Source organism: Dokdonella sp. (assembly GCF_051958935.1).
Lineage (GTDB): Bacteria > Pseudomonadota > Gammaproteobacteria > Xanthomonadales > Rhodanobacteraceae > Dokdonella_A.
Genome location: NZ_JBQCFP010000132.1, coordinates 1 through 16,422, shown reverse-complemented (window position 1 = coordinate 16,422; position 16,422 = coordinate 1). Strand labels below are relative to the sequence as shown.

Annotated in this window: 12 protein-coding genes, 1 tRNA gene and 1 pseudogene; all 14 read right to left on the bottom strand. The window is 64.9% G+C overall.

The genetic code is table 11. The features are described from left to right. A partial coding sequence (locus ACTHK2_RS13100) for a GTP-binding protein (protein ID WP_331651203.1) occupies positions 1 to 147 on the bottom strand: 147 nt, incomplete at its 3' end. Between the two features lie 92 nt (positions 148 to 239). Then, complete coding sequence (gene fusA / locus ACTHK2_RS13095) at positions 240 to 2,330, bottom strand: elongation factor G (RefSeq protein WP_440246162.1); 2,091 nt, start codon at positions 2,328 to 2,330, stop codon at positions 240 to 242. A gap of 131 nt (positions 2,331 to 2,461) precedes the next feature. Continuing rightward, a complete protein-coding gene (gene rpsG / locus ACTHK2_RS13090) occupies positions 2,462 to 2,929 on the bottom strand; it encodes a 30S ribosomal protein S7 (RefSeq protein WP_131994989.1) in 468 nt (155 codons plus the stop codon). 78 nt (positions 2,930 to 3,007) lie between these two features. Further along, the gene (gene rpsL / locus ACTHK2_RS13085) at positions 3,008 to 3,382 is read right to left on the bottom strand and encodes a 30S ribosomal protein S12 (protein ID WP_440246161.1); all 375 of its coding nucleotides are present in this window, start codon (positions 3,380 to 3,382) and stop codon (positions 3,008 to 3,010) included. Between the two features lie 313 nt (positions 3,383 to 3,695). Further along, positions 3,696 to 7,901 carry a DNA-directed RNA polymerase subunit beta' gene (gene rpoC, locus ACTHK2_RS13080; protein WP_440246160.1) on the bottom strand — a complete coding sequence of 1,402 codons (4,206 nt, stop codon included), beginning with the start codon at positions 7,899 to 7,901 and terminating at the stop codon, positions 3,696 to 3,698. Between the two features lie 118 nt (positions 7,902 to 8,019). Then, positions 8,020 to 12,189, bottom strand: a complete 4,170-nt coding sequence (gene rpoB / locus ACTHK2_RS13075; protein WP_440246159.1) for a DNA-directed RNA polymerase subunit beta — start codon at positions 12,187 to 12,189, stop codon at positions 8,020 to 8,022. A 302-nt stretch (positions 12,190 to 12,491) separates the two neighbouring features. Beyond that, positions 12,492 to 12,863, bottom strand: a complete 372-nt coding sequence (rplL, locus tag ACTHK2_RS13070) for a 50S ribosomal protein L7/L12 (RefSeq protein WP_440246158.1) — start codon at positions 12,861 to 12,863, stop codon at positions 12,492 to 12,494. A gap of 57 nt (positions 12,864 to 12,920) precedes the next feature. Continuing rightward, complete coding sequence (rplJ, locus tag ACTHK2_RS13065; protein WP_440246157.1) at positions 12,921 to 13,439, bottom strand: 50S ribosomal protein L10; 519 nt, start codon at positions 13,437 to 13,439, stop codon at positions 12,921 to 12,923. 395 nt (positions 13,440 to 13,834) lie between these two features. Next, complete coding sequence (gene rplA / locus ACTHK2_RS13060) at positions 13,835 to 14,536, bottom strand: 50S ribosomal protein L1 (protein ID WP_440246156.1); 702 nt, start codon at positions 14,534 to 14,536, stop codon at positions 13,835 to 13,837. Between the two features lie 2 nt (positions 14,537 to 14,538). Further along, on the bottom strand, positions 14,539 to 14,967 hold the full coding sequence (gene rplK / locus ACTHK2_RS13055; RefSeq protein WP_182518765.1) for a 50S ribosomal protein L11: 429 nt from the start codon (positions 14,965 to 14,967) through the stop codon (positions 14,539 to 14,541). A 186-nt stretch (positions 14,968 to 15,153) separates the two neighbouring features. Further along, a complete protein-coding gene (gene nusG, locus ACTHK2_RS13050) occupies positions 15,154 to 15,714 on the bottom strand; it encodes a transcription termination/antitermination protein NusG (protein WP_131995014.1) in 561 nt (186 codons plus the stop codon). A 10-nt stretch (positions 15,715 to 15,724) separates the two neighbouring features. Continuing rightward, on the bottom strand, positions 15,725 to 16,111 hold the full coding sequence (gene secE, locus ACTHK2_RS13045; protein ID WP_440246155.1) for a preprotein translocase subunit SecE: 387 nt from the start codon (positions 16,109 to 16,111) through the stop codon (positions 15,725 to 15,727). Positions 16,112 to 16,187: 76 nt separating this feature from the next. Next, a tRNA-Trp gene (locus ACTHK2_RS13040) sits at positions 16,188 to 16,263 on the bottom strand. Positions 16,264 to 16,281: 18 nt separating this feature from the next. Next, positions 16,282 to 16,422, bottom strand: a pseudogene (locus ACTHK2_RS13035) (hypothetical protein); the annotation flags it as partial.

The window sequence follows — 16,422 nt, the reverse complement described above, 5'->3', positions numbered from 1 at the left end:
CTGGTCGTACGCCTTGAACTCGCCGCCGAAGCGCTCCGCACCGATCTTCGTCAGCGCCGCCGTCAGCGTCGTCTTGCCGTGGTCGACGTGGCCGATCGTGCCCACGTTCACGTGCGGCTTCTTGCGCTCGAATTTTTCCTTCGACATGACTTGCAACCTCAAAGCAGACTATTTTTGGACAGTGCGGCCCCGAAGGGCCGCTTCTCGATACTTCCGGCGACCCCGAGGGATCGCGCCGGTCAACCCTTCTTGATCACCGCCTCGGCGATGTTGTTCGGCGCCTCGGCGTAGTGATCGAACTCCATCGTGAACGTCGCGCGGCCCTGCGACATCGAGCGCAGGCTCGTCGCGTAGCCGAACATCTCGCCGAGCGGCACCATCGCGTTGATGACCTTGCCGGACGGCGAATCGTCCGAGCCCTGCAGCACGCCGCGCCGGCGACTCAGGTCGCCCATCACGTCGCCCATGTAGTCCTCGGGCGTCACCACCTCGACCTTCATGATCGGCTCGAGCAGGACCGGGTTGGCCTTGTTGAAGCCTTCCTTGAAGCCCATCGAGCCGGCGATCTTGAACGCCATTTCGTTCGAGTCGACTTCATGGTACGAACCGTCGACGAGCCTGATCTTGATGTCGACGACCGGGTAGCCGGCCATCGGGCCGCTGGTCATCGCTTCGCGAATACCCTTGTCGACCGCCGGCACGTATTCCTTCGGCACCGAACCGCCGACCGTCACGTTTTCGAACACGTAGCCCGCGCCACGCTCCTGCGGCTCGATCTCGAGGACGACGTGGCCGTACTGACCCTTGCCGCCCGACTGGCGCACGAACTTGCCTTCCTGCTTGACGGCCTTGCGGATCGTCTCGCGGTAGGCCACCTGCGGCTTGCCGACGTTCGCCTCGACGTTGAACTCGCGCTTCATGCGATCGACGATGATCTCGAGGTGCAGCTCGCCCATGCCGGCAATGATCGTCTGGCCCGACTCTTCGTCCGAGCGGACGCGGAACGACGGATCTTCCTGCGCGAGACGCGACAGGGCGATGCCCATCTTTTCCTGGTCCGACTTCGTCTTCGGCTCGACCGCCATCGCGATGACCGGGTCCGGGAACGTCATGCGCTCGAGCGTGATCACGTTGTCGGTCGCGCACAGCGTGTCGCCGGTGGTGACGTCCTTCAGGCCGACCGCCGCGGCGATGTCGCCCGCGCGGACCTCCTTGATCTCGCTGCGCTCGGCCGCGTGCATCTGCAGGATGCGGCCCACGCGCTCCTTCTTGCTCTTGACCGGGTTGTAGACGGTGTCGCCCGAGTTCAGCACGCCCGAGTAGACGCGGAAGAACGTCAACGAACCGACGAACGGATCGGTCATGATCTTGAACGCGAGCGCGGAGAACGGCGCAGCGTCATCGGCATTGCGCGAATCTTCCTTCTCGTCCTCGTCGATGCCCTTGACCGGCGGGCGATCCGACGGAGCCGGCAGGTAACGCACGACCGCGTCGAGCATCGCCTGCACGCCCTTGTTCTTGAACGCGGTGCCGCAGAAAACCGGGATCAGCTTGTTGCCGATCACCGCTTCGCGGATACCCGCGTGGATCTCGTCCTCGGAAAGCGAACCTTCCTCGAGGTACTTGTTCATCAGTTCTTCCGACGTTTCGGCGGCCGATTCGACGAGGAACGAATGCGCCTTGTCGCAGACGTCCTTGAGGTGCGCCGGAATGTCGCGATACTCGAACGACATGCCCTGCGACTCGGCGTCCCAGTAGATCGCCTTCATCTTGACCAGGTCGACGACGCCTTCGAACGCGTCTTCCGCGCCGATCGGCACCTGCATCGGAACCGGGTTGGCACCAAGGCGCGCCTTCAGCTGGCCGACGACCTTGTCGAAGTCGGCGCCGGTGCGGTCCATCTTGTTGACGAACGCGAGACGCGGCACGCCGTACTTGTTGGCCTGGCGCCATACCGTCTCGGACTGCGGCTGCACGCCGCCGACCGCGCACAGCACGAACACCGCACCGTCGAGCACGCGCAGCGAACGCTCGACTTCGATCGTGAAGTCGACGTGCCCCGGGGTGTCGATGATGTTGAAGCGATGCTGCGGGAACGAACGGTCCATGCCCGTCCAGAAGCAGGTCGTCGCGGCCGACGTGATCGTGATGCCGCGCTCCTGTTCCTGTTCCATCCAGTCCATCGTCGCGGCGCCCTCGTGCACCTCGCCAATCTTGTGATTGACGCCGGTGTAATAGAGGATGCGCTCGGTCGTGGTGGTCTTTCCGGCATCGATGTGGGCCATGATGCCGAAATTGCGGTAGCGCTCGATAGGAGTGGTGCGAGCCATTGTCAATTACCTTTCCCGGGATCCTGTCCCGCGATGGAGCAGCCGTCCCGGCTGCGGTCGTGTTCATGCGCGGGGCACGGAGCCCCGCATGACGCGATTCGGGCGAATCGCCGTGCGTACGCGAAAACCGCTTACCAGCGGTAGTGCGAGAACGCCTTGTTCGCTTCCGCCATGCGGTGCGTTTCCTCGCGCTTCTTCACCGCGCCACCGCGGTTCTCGGAAGCTTCGAGCAGTTCGGCCGCGAGCTTGCGCGGCATGGTGTTCTCGCCGCGCTTGCGCGCCGCGTCGATGAGCCAGCGCATCGCCAGCGCGGTGCGGCGCGTCGAGCGCACTTCGACCGGCACCTGGTACGTCGCGCCACCGACGCGGCGGGACTTGACCTCGACCGCCGGGGCGACGTTGTTGAGCGCCTTCTCGACCAGCGCGACCGGCTCGGCATGCTTCTCGCCGATGTGGTCGAGCGCGCCGTAGACGATCTTTTCCGCGACCGACTTCTTGCCGCTCTGCATCACCATGTTGATGAAGCGCGCGATCACCTGGCTGCCGTGCTTGGGATCGGGCAGGAGGGTACGAGTCGGGGTTTGACCTTTGCGTGACATGGATATCTTCTCAATGATGCGGCCACGCGGGCCGCTTGATACTCAAGCGCCGAAGCGCCTGTCGTGGAATACGAGCGATCAGCTCTTCGGACGCTTCGCGCCGTACTTCGAACGGCTCTTGCGACGCTTGGTCACGCCGGCCGCATCGAGGCTGCCGCGCACCGTGTGGTAGCGCACGCCCGGCAGGTCCTTCACGCGACCGCCGCGGATGAGCACCACCGAGTGCTCCTGCAGGTTGTGGCCTTCGCCGCCGATGTAGCTGATGACTTCGAAGCCGTTCGTCAGGCGCACCTTGGCGACCTTGCGCAAAGCCGAATTCGGCTTCTTCGGCGTGGTCGTGTAGACGCGCGTGCAGACGCCGCGACGCTGCGGGCAGTTCGCGAGAGCCGGAGACGCGCTCTTGTACGTCTTCGGGCTGCGCGGCTTGCGTACCAGCTGATTGACTGTTGACATGCGTTTGAACCGTGCCTGCGAGATCTTGGAGGAAAACCCGGATTTGCCGGGAAACAAAAGGCAGGCCGAAAGAATTCGGCCTGCCGAGACAAAAGAGTATAACGTGCGCCTAACGCGACGGTCAACCCGCCGCGCGTCCAGCGCCTCGCTTCCTGCCCTCGAACACGAGGCGAATCCTTCGCCTCTTTTCGATGTCGTCGCACTGCCCCGGCCGATCGCCACCCCGCTACGGGGAGATCCGGTTCACCCGGACGCCCGCTCTCGCAGGCCTGGTCGAATCAGCCCGATGGGGCTTGGCCCCATGGGGCCTGGATCAATGCGAATCGCCGTCTTCGGCGACTGCCTCGGCCACCGAACTGGTGGCACCCAGCGTTTCGCGTTCCTGCTCGGTCAGCGCGCCCTGCCTGCTGCGCCGTTGGGCGTGGTAGGCGAGGCCCGTGCCGGCCGGAATCAAGCGCCCGACGATAACATTTTCCTTGAGGCCCCGCAAGGTATCGCGCGTGCCACGCACGGCCGCTTCGGTCAACACGCGCGTCGTTTCCTGGAACGAAGCCGCCGAGATGAACGATTCGGTCGCCAGCGACGCCTTGGTGATACCGAGCAGCACCGGCAGCATCTCGGCGACGCGCTCGTTGCGCGCCTCCGCCCGCGAGTTCTCCTCAACCAGGCGCGAACGATCGACCTGTTCACCTCGCAGGAAACGCGTGTCACCCGACTCGGCGATCTCGACCTTCCGCAACATCTGGCGAATGATCGCCTCGATGTGCTTGTCGTTGATCTTCACGCCCTGCAGGCGGTACACGTCCTGGATTTCCTTGACGAGGTAGGCAGCCAGCGGCTCGACGCCGAGCAGGCGCAGGATGTCGTGCGGGTTGGGCTCGCCGTCGACGATCGTTTCGCCCTTCTCGACGTGCTCGCCTTCGAACACGATCACGTGGCGCCACTTCGGGATGAGCTCTTCGTGCTCATTGCCGTCGGTGTCGCGGATGATCAGACGCTGCTTGCCCTTGGTGTCCTTGCCGAAGCTGATGATGCCGGAGCGCTCGGCGAGGATCGCGGGCTCCTTCGGCTTGCGCGCCTCGAACAGATCGGCCACGCGCGGCAGACCGCCGGTGATGTCGCGGGTCTTGGACGTTTCCTGCGGGATACGCGCTACGACGTCGCCGACGCCCACCTCCGAACCGTTCTGCAGCGAAACGATCGCACCCGCGGGCAGGAAGTACTGCGCGGGGATGTCCGTGCCCGGCAGGCGCAGTTCGCCGCCCTTCTTGTCGACGAGGCGCACCATCGGACGCAGGTCCTTGGCGGTGCCGCCGCGACGCTTCGGATCGGTGACGACCGCGCTGGCGAGGCCGGTCAGTTCGTCGACCTGCTCCTGCACGGTGATGCCGTCCTGGAAGTCGATGAAGCGGACCACGCCGGCGACTTCCGACACGATCGGATGGGTATGCGGGTCCCACTTGGCGACCGTCTGGCCGGCCTTGACCGCCGCGCCGTCGCGCGCGTCGATGACCGCGCCGTACGGCACCTTGTAGCGCTCGCGCTCGCGGCCATGGTTGTCCATGACCGACAGTTCGCCCGAGCGAGACACCGCGACCAGATGGCCGGCGCTGTGCGCGACAGTCTTCAGGTTGGTGAACTTCAGCGTACCGGTGGTCTTCACCTGCACGTTGTCGACCGCGGCGGCCCGGGACGCGGCACCACCGATGTGGAAGGTACGCATCGTCAGCTGGGTGCCCGGCTCGCCGATCGACTGCGCGGCGATCACGCCGACCGCTTCGCCGATGTTGACGAGGTGGCCACGCGCGAGATCGCGGCCGTAGCACATCGCGCAGACGCCGAAGCGTGCATCGCAGGTGATCGGCGAACGCACGAGCACCGACTGCACGCCGGCAGCCTCGAGCTTCTCGACCATCGCCTCGTCGAGCAGCGTGTTGCGCGGCACGATCGGGTCTTCGTCGTTGCCCGGAGCGAACACGTCCTCGGCGACCACGCGACCAAGCACGCGATCCTTCAGCGCCTCGACGACATCGCCGCCTTCGACGATCGGCGCCATCGTGAGGCCGGCCTTGGTCCCGCAGTCGGTCTCGGTGACGACGACGTCCTGCGCGACGTCGACGAGACGGCGCGTCAGGTAGCCGGAGTTCGCGGTCTTCAGCGCGGTGTCCGCGAGGCCCTTTCGAGCACCGTGGGTCGAGTTGAAGTACTGCAGCACGTTCAGGCCTTCGCGGAAGTTCGCCTTGATCGGCGTTTCGATGATCGAGCCGTCCGGACGCGCCATCAGGCCGCGCATGCCGGCGAGCTGGCGAATCTGCGCCGCGCTGCCGCGCGCGCCGGAGTCGGCCATGATGAACAGCGAGTTCATCGACTTCTGCTCGACCACGTCGCCCTTGGAGGTCTTGACCTTGTCCGAGCCAATGCCGTCCATCATTGCCTTGGCGACGCGCTCGTTGGTGCGCGACCAGATGTCGACGACCTTGTTGTAGCGCTCGCCGGCGGTAACGAGGCCGGATTGGTACTGCTGCTGGATCTCGGTGACTTCCTTTTCGGCTTCCTCGAGGATGCCCTTCTTCTCGCCCGGAATCTTCATGTCGTCGATGCCGATCGACATGCCCGCGCGCGTCGCGTAGTGGAAGCCCGTGTACATGAGCTGGTCGGCAAAGACCACCGTGTCCTTCAGACCGAGGCGGCGATAGCACTGGTTGATCAGGCGCGAGATCGCCTTCTTGGTCAGCTCGATGTTGACCAGGGCGAACGGCAGGCCTTCCGGCAGGATCTCGGCGAGCAGCGCGCGACCGACCGTGGTGTCTACCAGGGTCGTCTTCTCGGTGCGCTTGCCATTCTCGTCGAACTCGACCTGGTGCAGGCGCACCTTGACCTTCGCGTGCAACTCGACCGCGCGGTTGTCGTAGGCGCGATGGACTTCGGCGACGTTGGAGAACGCCATGCCCTCGCCCTTCGCGTTCTCGAGCGCGCGCGTCATGTAGTAGAGACCGAGGACGACGTCCTGGGTCGGCACGATGATCGGCTCGCCATTCGCGGGCGACAGGATGTTGTTGGTCGACATCATCAGCGCACGCGCTTCGAGCTGCGCCTCGAGCGACAGCGGCACGTGCACGGCCATCTGGTCACCGTCGAAGTCCGCGTTGAACGCAGTGCAGACGAGCGGATGCAGCTGGATCGCCTTGCCTTCGATCAGCACCGGCTCGAACGCCTGGATGCCGAGGCGATGCAGCGTCGGCGCACGATTGAGCAGCACGGGGTGTTCGCGGATCACCTCTTCGAGGATGTCCCACACCTCGGCACTCTCACGCTCGACGAGCTTCTTGGCCGCCTTGATCGTCGTGGCGAGGCCACGGCGCTGCAGCTTGGAGAAGATGAACGGCTTGAACAGCTCCAGCGCCATCTTCTTCGGCAGGCCGCACTGGTGCAGCTTGAGCGTCGGGCCGACCACGATGACCGAACGGCCGGAGTAGTCGACGCGCTTGCCGAGCAGGTTCTGGCGGAAGCGTCCCTGCTTGCCCTTGATCATGTCGGCGAGCGACTTGAGCGGGCGCTTGTTGGTGCCGGTGATCGCGCGGCCGCGACGGCCGTTGTCCATCAGCGCGTCCACGGCTTCCTGCAGCATGCGCTTCTCGTTACGCACGATGATGTCGGGCGCATTGAGCTCGAGCAGGCGCTTGAGGCGGTTGTTGCGGTTGATGACGCGGCGATACAGGTCGTTGAGGTCCGACGTCGCGAAGCGGCCACCGTCGAGCGGCACCAGCGGGCGCAGGTCGGGCGGCAGCACCGGCAGCACGGTCAGCACCATGAACTCCGGACGGTTGCCCGACTCGAGGAACGCCTCGACCAGCTTGATGCGCTTGCTGAGGCGCTTGAGCTTGGTTTCCGAGTTCGTCGAAGCGATTTCCTCGCGCAGGCGGATCAGTTCCTGGTTGAGATCGATCGTCTTGAGCAGTTCGTAGACGGCTTCGGCGCCCATGCGCGCGTCGAACTCGTCGCCGTGCTCCTCGACCGATTGCAGGTACTGCTCTTCATTGAGCAGCTGGCCGCGCTCGAGCGCGGTCAGGCCCGGGTCGACCACGACGTAGGCTTCGAAATAGAGGATGCGCTCGATGTCGCGCAGCGTCATGTCGAGCATGAGGCCGATGCGCGACGGCAGCGACTTCAGGAACCAGATGTGCGCGGTCGGCGAGGCGAGCTCGATGTGGCCCATGCGCTCGCGGCGCACCTTGGCCAGCGTCACTTCCGTTCCGCACTTCTCGCAGACGACGCCGCGATGCTTCATGCGCTTGTACTTGCCGCACAGGCACTCGTAGTCCTTGATCGGACCAAAGATCGCCGCGCAGAACAGGCCGTCACGCTCGGGCTTGAACGTGCGGTAGTTGATCGTCTCGGGCTTCTTCACCTCGCCGAACGACCACGAACGGATCAGGTCGGGCGAAGCCAGCGCGATCTTGATCGAATCGAAATCGAGCGACTGGCGCTGCTGGTTGAAGAGATTGAGCAGGTCTTTCATGTGAATCTCCGGGAATCGGGAATTGGGAATCGGGAATCATTGGATGCGGGGAACCGGGCCTGTGCGGGTTCGTCGGAGCTTCTCGACGATTCCCCATTCCCGATTCCCCTTTCCCGCTTCACCTTTCTTCCAGCTCCATGTTGATCGCCAGCGAGCGGATTTCCTTAACGAGCACGTTGAAGGACTCCGGCATGCCGGCCACCATTTCGTGGTCGCCGTCGACGATGTTCTTGTACATCTGGTTGCGTCCCGACACGTCGTCCGACTTGACCGTCAGCATCTCCTGCAGCGTGTACGCCGCGCCGTACGCCTCGAGCGCCCAGACTTCCATTTCGCCGAAGCGCTGGCCGCCGAATTGCGCCTTGCCGCCCAGCGGCTGCTGCGTGACGAGCGAGTACGGACCGGTCGAACGCGCGTGCATCTTGTCGTCGACGAGGTGGTTCAGCTTCAGCATGTGCATGTAGCCGACCGTGACCGGGCGATCGAACGCCTCGCCGGTGCGGCCGTCGTACAGCGTGGTCTGGCCGGATTCGGGCAGGTCCGCGAGCTTCAGCATCGCCTTGATCTCTTCCTCGAACGCACCGTCGAACACCGGCGTCGCCATCGGCACGCCGTCGGTGAGGTTCTGCGCGAGTGCGAGCAGTTCCTCGTCGGTCAGCGACTTCAGGTTGACGTGGTGGCCGGCGGCGGCTTCCTTGCTCGCATTCGAGTTGTAGACCTCATCGAGGAACTTGCGCAATTCCGCGACCTTGGCCTGCGCCTTGATCATGCGGTCGATCTTCTCGCCGAGGCCCTTGGCCGCCCAGCCGAGGTGCACCTCGAGGATCTGGCCGATGTTCATTCGCGACGGCACGCCGAGCGGATTCAGCACGATGTCGACCGGACGACCGTCCTTCGCGTAGGGCATGTCCTCGACCGGCACGATCATCGAGACGACACCCTTGTTGCCGTGGCGGCCGGCCATCTTGTCGCCCGGCTGGATGCGGCGCTTCACGGCCAGATAGACCTTGACCATCTTGAGCACGCCCGGGGCGAGGTCGTCCCCGGCGGTGATCTTCGCCTGCTTCGCCTTGAAGCGCTGGTCGAACTCCTCCTTGTGGCGCTTGACCTGCTCCTGCGCACGCTCGAGGAACTCGGCCGCGTCCTCGTCCTTCATGCGGATCGCGAACCACTCGTCCTTCTTCAGGCCGTCGAGGTAGTCGTCGGTGATCTCCGCGCCCTTCTTGAGCGAACCGGGGCCGCCGTTGGCGACCTTGCCGACGAGCGCCGAGCGCAGGCGGTTGTAGATGGCGCCTTCGAGGATGCGGAACTGGTCGTCGAAGTCCTTCTTGATGCGCTTGATCTCCATCTCTTCGATCTGGCGCGCACGCTTGTCCTTCTCGATCCCGTCGCGGGTGAAGACCGTGACGTCGATGACGGTACCGTCCATGCCCGGCGGCACGCGCAGCGAGCTGTCCTTCACGTCGGACGCCTTCTCGCCGAAGATCGCGCGCAGCAGCTTCTCTTCCGGCGTCAGCTGCGACTCGCCCTTCGGCGTGACCTTGCCGACCAGGATGTCGCCGGCCTTGACCTCGGCGCCGATGTAGACGACGCCAGACTCGTCGAGGCGCGCGAGCGCCTGTTCGCCGACATTCGGGATGTCGGCGGAGATTTCCTCCGGTCCGAGCTTGGTGTCGCGCGCGACGCAGGTGAGCTCTTCGATGTGGATCGTCGTGTAGCGATCCTCCTCGACCACGCGCTCGGAGAGCAGGATCGAGTCCTCGAAGTTGTAGCCGTTCCACGGCATGAACGCGACCAGCATGTTCTGGCCGAGCGCGAGCTCGCCGAGGTCGGTCGACGAACCGTCGGCGAGCACGTCGCCACGCGCGACGCGATCACCCACGTTGACGAGCGGACGCTGGTTGAGGTTCGTGTTCTGGTTCGAGCGCGTGTACTTGGTCAGCGTGTAGATGTCGACACCGGCATCGTTCTCGCCGATCTCGTCCTCGTTGACGCGCACGACGATGCGGCCCGCGTCGACCTGGTCGATCACGCCGGCACGCTTGGCGGCGACGGTGACGCCGGAGTCGCGCGCCACCGCGCGTTCGATGCCGGTGCCGACCAGCGGCGTCTGCGAGCGCAGCGTCGGCACGGCCTGGCGCTGCATGTTCGCGCCCATCAACGCGCGGTTCGCGTCGTCGTGTTCGAGGAACGGAACGAGCGCCGCCGCGACCGACACGGTCTGCATCGGCGAGACGTCCATGTAGTTGATCTCGCTCGCCGGACGCAGCTCCGATTCGCCGCGGAAACGGCACGAAACGAAGTCTTCGACGAACGTGCCGTCCTTGTTCAGCGGCGAGTTCGCCTGCGCGATCACGTATTCGCCTTCGTCGATCGCCGACAGGTACTCGACCTGGTTGGTGATCTTGCCGCCGTTGACCTTGCGGTACGGCGTCTCGAGGAAGCCGTAGTCGTTGGTACGCGCGTATACGGCGAGCGAGTTGATCAGGCCGATGTTCGGGCCTTCCGGCGTCTCGATCGTGCAGACGCGGCCGTAGTGCGTCGGATGCACGTCTCGCACCTCGAAACCGGCGCGCTCGCGCGTGAGGCCGCCCGGGCCGAGCGCCGAGACACGGCGCTTGTGGGTGACTTCGGACAGCGGGTTGTTCTGGTCCATGAACTGCGACAGCTGCGAGGAGCCGAAGAACTCCTTCACCGCGGCCGCGACGGGCTTGGCGTTGATGAGGTCCTGCGGCGTGAGACCGTCGGCCTCCGCCAGCGACAGGCGCTCCTTGACCGCACGCTCCACGCGCACGAGGCCGATGCGGAACACGTTCTCGGCCATTTCGCCGACCGAACGCACGCGACGGTTGCCGAGATGGTCGATGTCGTCGACGATGCCGCGGCCGTTGCGGATCTCGATCAGCACCTTGATCACGTCGAGGATGTCGGAACCCGCGCCGAACTCCTTCACCAGAGACTTGGACAGCTCGTCGCCGCGCTCGCCGAAGTACTTGCCGTCGTAGAGGATGCCGGGGCCCCTGTCGTCCTTGCGGCCGACGCGGCGGTTGAACTTCATGCGACCGACGCGATCGAGGTCGTAGCGCTCGGCCGAGAAGAACAGGTTCTGGAACAGGTTCTGCGCCGCATCCTTGGTCGGCGGCTCGCCGGGGCGCATCATGCGATAGATCTCGACGAGCGCTTCGAGCGGCGTCTTCGACGGATCGATGCGCAGCGTCTTGGAGATGTAATCACCGCGGTCGAGGTCGTTCACCCACAGCGTGGCGATCTTGTCGACGCCAGCCTTGCGGAATGCCTCGAGGTGCGCGTCGTTGAGCTCGTCATTGGCCGACGCGAGCAGCTCGCCGGTCTTGGTGTCGACGACGTCGTGCGCGAGGATGCGGCCGACGAGGTACTCGTCGGGCACTTCGAGCGACTTGATCGACGCCTTCTCGAGCTGCTTGACGTGGCGCGCGGTGATGCGCTTGCCGGCCTCGACGATGACTGCATCGTCGACGCGCAGGTCGAAGTTCAGCGTTTCGCCGCGCAGGCGCTCGGCGACGAGGTCGAGCCTGGCGCCATCCTTCTTGCCGAGATGGAACACGTTGTGCTCGAAGAAGATCGCGAGCATCTCTTCGTTGGTGTAGCCGAGCGCGCGCAGCAGCACCGTCACCGGCAACTTGCGGCGACGGTCGATGCGCGTGAACAGGGCGTCCTTCGGATCGAACTCGAAGTCCAGCCACGAGCCGCGGTAAGGGATCACGCGCGCGCTGTACAGCAGCTTGCCCGAACTGTGTGTCTTGCCGCGGTCGTGGTCGAAGAACACGCCCGGCGAGCGATGCAGCTGCGAGACGATCACGCGCTCGGTGCCGTTGACGATGAAGGTGCCGGTGTCGGTCATGAGCGGCAGTTCGCCCATGTAGACCTCCTGCTCCTTCACGTACTTGATCGCCTTGTTCGACGACTCCTTGTCGTAGATCACCAGGCGCACGGTCACGCGCAGCGGCGCGCCGTAGCTCATGCCGCGCGAACGGCACTCACGCTCGTCGAACGGCGGCTCGCCGAGGCGGTAGTTGACGTACTCGAGCGCCGCGCTGCCGGAGTAGCTGGTGATCGGGAACACCGAACGCAGCGCCGCGTGCAGGCCCTTGTCGTCGCGCGCGTTGGGGTCGACCTCGGCCTGCAGGAACTCGCGGTACGAGTCGACCTGGATGGCCAGCAGGAAAGGGACACCGAGCACCGGCGGACGCTTGCCGAAATCCTTGCGGATACGCTTCTTTTCGGTGAAGGAGTAGGTCGTCTGAGTCATGAGGGGCACACCTCGTACAGCGCGCGACGGCGGCACGTCGCTGGAAGAAAACCGGCGGGTAAACGGACATCGGAAATGGCGCGGGGAACCCCTTCATATGAGGACTCCATCGCAATTTCCCATGCCCGCTTCGGCGTCGCCGCAACGGGCAAAGCCCGGGAGCTTTCGCCCCCAGGCTTCGGGTTCGTCATTCCGGCGGAGGCCGGAATCCAGTCTTTGCTTTTCGTCTTCCTGTACTCATCAAGAGCTGGACCCCGGATCAACGCACGTCCTGTGCCGTCCGGGGTGACGCCATCCTGGCGTCACTTGACTTCGACGGTCGCGCCGGCAGCCTCGAGATCCTTCTTGAACTTCGCAGCGTCGTCCTTCGACACGGCTTCCTTGAGGACGCCACCGGCCTCGGTGAGGTCCTTGGCTTCCTTGAGGCCGAGGCCGGTGATCGCGCGGACCGCCTTGATCACGTCGACCTTCTTGTCACCCGCGCTCTTCAGCACGACGGTGAATTCGGTCTGCTCCTCGGCCGGAGCGGCAGCGGCGGCAGCCGGGCCAGCGACGGCGACCGGAGCGGCGGCGGAGACGCCGAACTTCTCTTCGATCGCCTTGACCAGCTCCATGACTTCCATGAGGGTCTTCGAGGCGACGGCTTCGACGATTTGTTCGTTGGAAAGGGACATTGATGTTTACCTCGGTGAATATTCTGGAATGGGTTCAGCGTGGGTCGGCGAAAGGACTCAGGCCGTTTCGGCCGGAGCGGCTTCGCCGCCGCCCTGCTTGTCGGCGACCGCCTTGACGGCGCGGGCGAACATGGCTGCCGGTTCGGCGAGCGCACGGGCCAGCATGCCGAGTGCCTGCTCGAGCGTCGGAAGCGATGCGAGCACGTCGACATGGCTGGCCGGATACTGCTGGCCACCCATCGCGACGACCTTCGCCTTCAGCTTGTCGTTACCCTTGGAGAATTCCTTGATCAGGCGACCGGCTGCACCCGGCTCCTCTTTCGAGAAGGCGTACAGCAGCGGACCGACCAGAGAATCCTTGACGCACTCGTATTCGGTGCCGACGACGGCGCGCGAGGCGAGGGTGTTCTTCGCAACCTTGAGGAACACGCCCGTTTCACGAGCCTTCTTGCGCATCGCGGTCATTTGTTCGACCGTGGTGCCCGCATATTCGACGGCAACGAGGGAGTGGGCCTTGGCGGCGACTTCTGCCAGTTCGGCGACAACTTCTTTCTTCTGGGACAGATTGAGAGCCATTAGCACTCCTCCAATTGAACTCCGCGCGCGGCTCACGCCGCTTGCGGTCCTGAACGGCATCCTTCCTGGACGCCGGGGATGCGGAAAGCATCCCGGTGGTGGCCTGTCTGACTGGTCTGCCCAGAGGCGTTGAACCAGGTTTTTCCAGGAGGCGACACCATCTACGCAGGCTGGGCTTTTGAGGCCTCGTCGACAGGATCGGGACGATCCCTGCAATTCACGCATCCTTGCGTCCCGATCGCGCCGTCCCGGCCGCCTGCGGTCTTTGACGGCTCCCGCTCGCGCGGTCGCCCTCAAAATTTGCTGCTACCGGCGATCCCGCGGACCGCCGTCACGCCCTGCCGTCGCGGCAGGTGGAGCGGCGCGGAATACTGCGCCGGCCCCGGTTACTTCGATCAGGAGACGACCGACGACGGATCGACGGCGACGCCGACACCCATCGTGCTGGAGATCGACACCTTCTGCAGGTACTGGCCTTTCGCCGCTGCCGGCTTGGCCTTCTGCAGGTCCGCGAGCAGCGCGCTCAGGTTGTCCTTCAGCGCGCCCGCTTCGAACGAGGCCTTGCCGATCGAGCAGTGCACGATGCCGGCCTTGTCGTTGCGGAACTTCACCTGGCCCGCCTTCGCATTCTTCACCGCGGTGACGACGTCGGCCGCGACCGAGCCGTCCTTCGGGTTCGGCATGAGGCCACGGGGGCCCAGCAACTGGCCGAGCTTGCCGACCACGCGCATCGCGTCCGGCGTCGCGATCACGCGACCGAAGTCGAGATCGCCGCCCTGCATGCGCTCGGCGAGGTCTTCCATGCCGACCGCGTCGGCGCCGGCGGCCTTCGCCGCTTCCGCCTTCTCGCCCGGCGGGCAGAACACCGCCACCTTCACCGTCTTGCCGGTGCCGTGCGGCAGCATCACCGAACCGCGCACGCCCTGGTCGGACTTCTTCGCGTCGATGCCGAGGCGGATCGCGACGTCGACCGATTCCGGGAACTTCGCCTTGGCGCCGTCCTGGACGATCTTCAGGGCTTCGTCGATCGAGTAGACCTTGCCCGGGGTGACCTTCGCGCTGAGCGCCTTGTAACGCTTGCTGATCTTCGTGCTCATGTTCAGATCTCCGACACCAGGCCCATGCTGCGCGCGCTGCCCGCGATCGTGCGGACGGCGGCATCGAGGTCAGCCGCGGTCAGGTCGGGCTCCTTCGCCTTGGCGATGTCCTCGAGCTGCTTGCGGGTGACCTTGCCGACCTTCTCGGTGTTCGGGCGCTTCGAACCGGACGTGATGCCGGCGGCCTTCTTCAGCAGGATCGTCGCCGGCGGCGTCTTCGTGATGAACGTGAACGTACGATCGGAATACGCGGTGATCACGACCGGGATCGGCAGGCCCGGCTCGAGCTTCTGCGTGGCGGCATTGAACGCCTTGCAGAACTCCATGATGTTCAGGCCGCGCTGACCGAGGGCGGGACCGACCGGCGGCGAGGGGTTGGCCTGACCGGCCTTCACCTGCAGCTTGATGTAACCGACTACCTTCTTTGCCATTGTTCGTTCTCCGGGTGCAAGCGCCTGTTGGTCAGGCTCCCCATCGCGCCGGGAATTTCACGTGTCCCGGCTTCACGCATCGAATCCCACGTGCGCCGACGGCCGCGCTGGGCGGCCGGTCGCACTCCCGGCCATGCGGGGAGCCGGAAAGTATAGCAGGTTTTCAGAAGCCGTCGGGAACGCTTCTCAGGCCTTCTCGACCTGGCCGAATTCCAGCTCGACCGGCGTCGACCGGCCGAAGATGAGCACCGCCACGCGCAGGCGGCTCTTCTCGTAGTTGACTTCCTCGACCACGCCGTTGAAGTCATTGAACGGACCCTCGATGACGCGCACCATCTCGCCCGGCTCGAACAGCACCTTCGGCCGCGGCTTCTCGGCGCCTTCCTGCACTCGCTGCAGGATGCCCTCGGCTTCCGAATCCTTGATCGGCAACGGACGATCGGCGGTACCGCCGATGAAGCCCATCACCTTCGGCGTTTCCTTGACGAGATGCCACGACTCGTCGTCGATCTTCAACGCCTTGCCCTCGTCGTGCGTCTCGATCTGCACGAGCACGTAGCCGGGGAAGAACTTGCGTTCGCTGCGGCGCTTCTGCCCGCCGCGCATCTCGATGACTTCCTCGGTCGGCACCAGCACCTCGCCGAACTTCTCCTGCATGCCGGCGCGCGCGACGCGCTCCTTCAGGGAGCGGGCGACCGTATGCTCGAAGCCCGAGTAGGCGTGCACCACGTACCAGCGCTTGCTCATGGCGAGGTCCTCAACTGCCGAGTTTCAGCAGGTGGTCGAGGACGACCCACTTCAGCACGAGATCGATCAGCCCGAGCAGGAGGCTCAGGATGATCACGACGACGACGATGACCAGCGTCGTACGCAGGGTCTCGTCCATCGTCGGCCACACGACCTTGCGCAGCTCGAACTGCGATTCGGTGATGTATTCGCGCACCGAGCGGCCGACACCGGTGAACGCACCGACGGTCGCGGCGGCGATCACGCCGACCACGAGCATGCCCAGCCGCGCCCAGCCGTTCCAGTCCGCGAAGTAGTAGTACGCGACCAGACCCGCGACCAGCAGCGCGCCGGCAAGCACGAGCTTCACGACATCGAGCGCATTCGACGCGCCCGCTTTTTCGACCTTGGCGTTCATATCTCGTGGCGACTTCCCGATGCTGCGACCGCGCCTGCGCGTCGATCAGCGGGTCCCCGCCTGGTTCCTCGTCGTATGGCACGCCAGGAGGGACTCGAACCCCCAACCTGCGGTTTTGGAGACCGCTGCTCTGCCAATTGAGCTACTGGCGTGTGGGTATTCAGGGCTCTTTACTGGATGATCTTCGCGACCACGCCCGCGCCGACCGTACGACCGCCTTCGCGGATCGCGAAGCGCAGGCCCTCGTCCATCGCGATCGGCGCGATCAGCGTCACGACCATCTTCACGTTGTCGCCCGGCATGACCATTTC

Bases quoted from the DNA above. Each gene is read 5' to 3' on its own strand.
- fusA (WP_440246162.1), bottom strand. From the start codon at position 2,330: ATGGCTCGCACCACTCCTATCGAGCGCTACCGCAATTTCGGCATCATG.
- rpsG (WP_131994989.1), bottom strand. From the start codon at position 2,929: ATGTCACGCAAAGGTCAAACCCCGACTCGTACCCTCCTGCCCGATCCC.
- rpsL (WP_440246161.1), bottom strand. From the start codon at position 3,382: ATGTCAACAGTCAATCAGCTGGTACGCAAGCCGCGCAGCCCGAAGACG.
- rpoC (WP_440246160.1), bottom strand. From the start codon at position 7,901: ATGAAAGACCTGCTCAATCTCTTCAACCAGCAGCGCCAGTCGCTCGAT.
- rpoB (WP_440246159.1), bottom strand. From the start codon at position 12,189: ATGACTCAGACGACCTACTCCTTCACCGAAAAGAAGCGTATCCGCAAG.
- rplL (WP_440246158.1), bottom strand. From the start codon at position 12,863: ATGTCCCTTTCCAACGAACAAATCGTCGAAGCCGTCGCCTCGAAGACC.
- rplJ (WP_440246157.1), bottom strand. From the start codon at position 13,439: ATGGCTCTCAATCTGTCCCAGAAGAAAGAAGTTGTCGCCGAACTGGCA.
- rplA (WP_440246156.1), bottom strand. From the start codon at position 14,536: ATGAGCACGAAGATCAGCAAGCGTTACAAGGCGCTCAGCGCGAAGGTC.
- rplK (WP_182518765.1), bottom strand. From the start codon at position 14,967: ATGGCAAAGAAGGTAGTCGGTTACATCAAGCTGCAGGTGAAGGCCGGT.
- nusG (WP_131995014.1), bottom strand. From the start codon at position 15,714: ATGAGCAAGCGCTGGTACGTGGTGCACGCCTACTCGGGCTTCGAGCAT.
- secE (WP_440246155.1), bottom strand. From the start codon at position 16,111: ATGAACGCCAAGGTCGAAAAAGCGGGCGCGTCGAATGCGCTCGATGTC.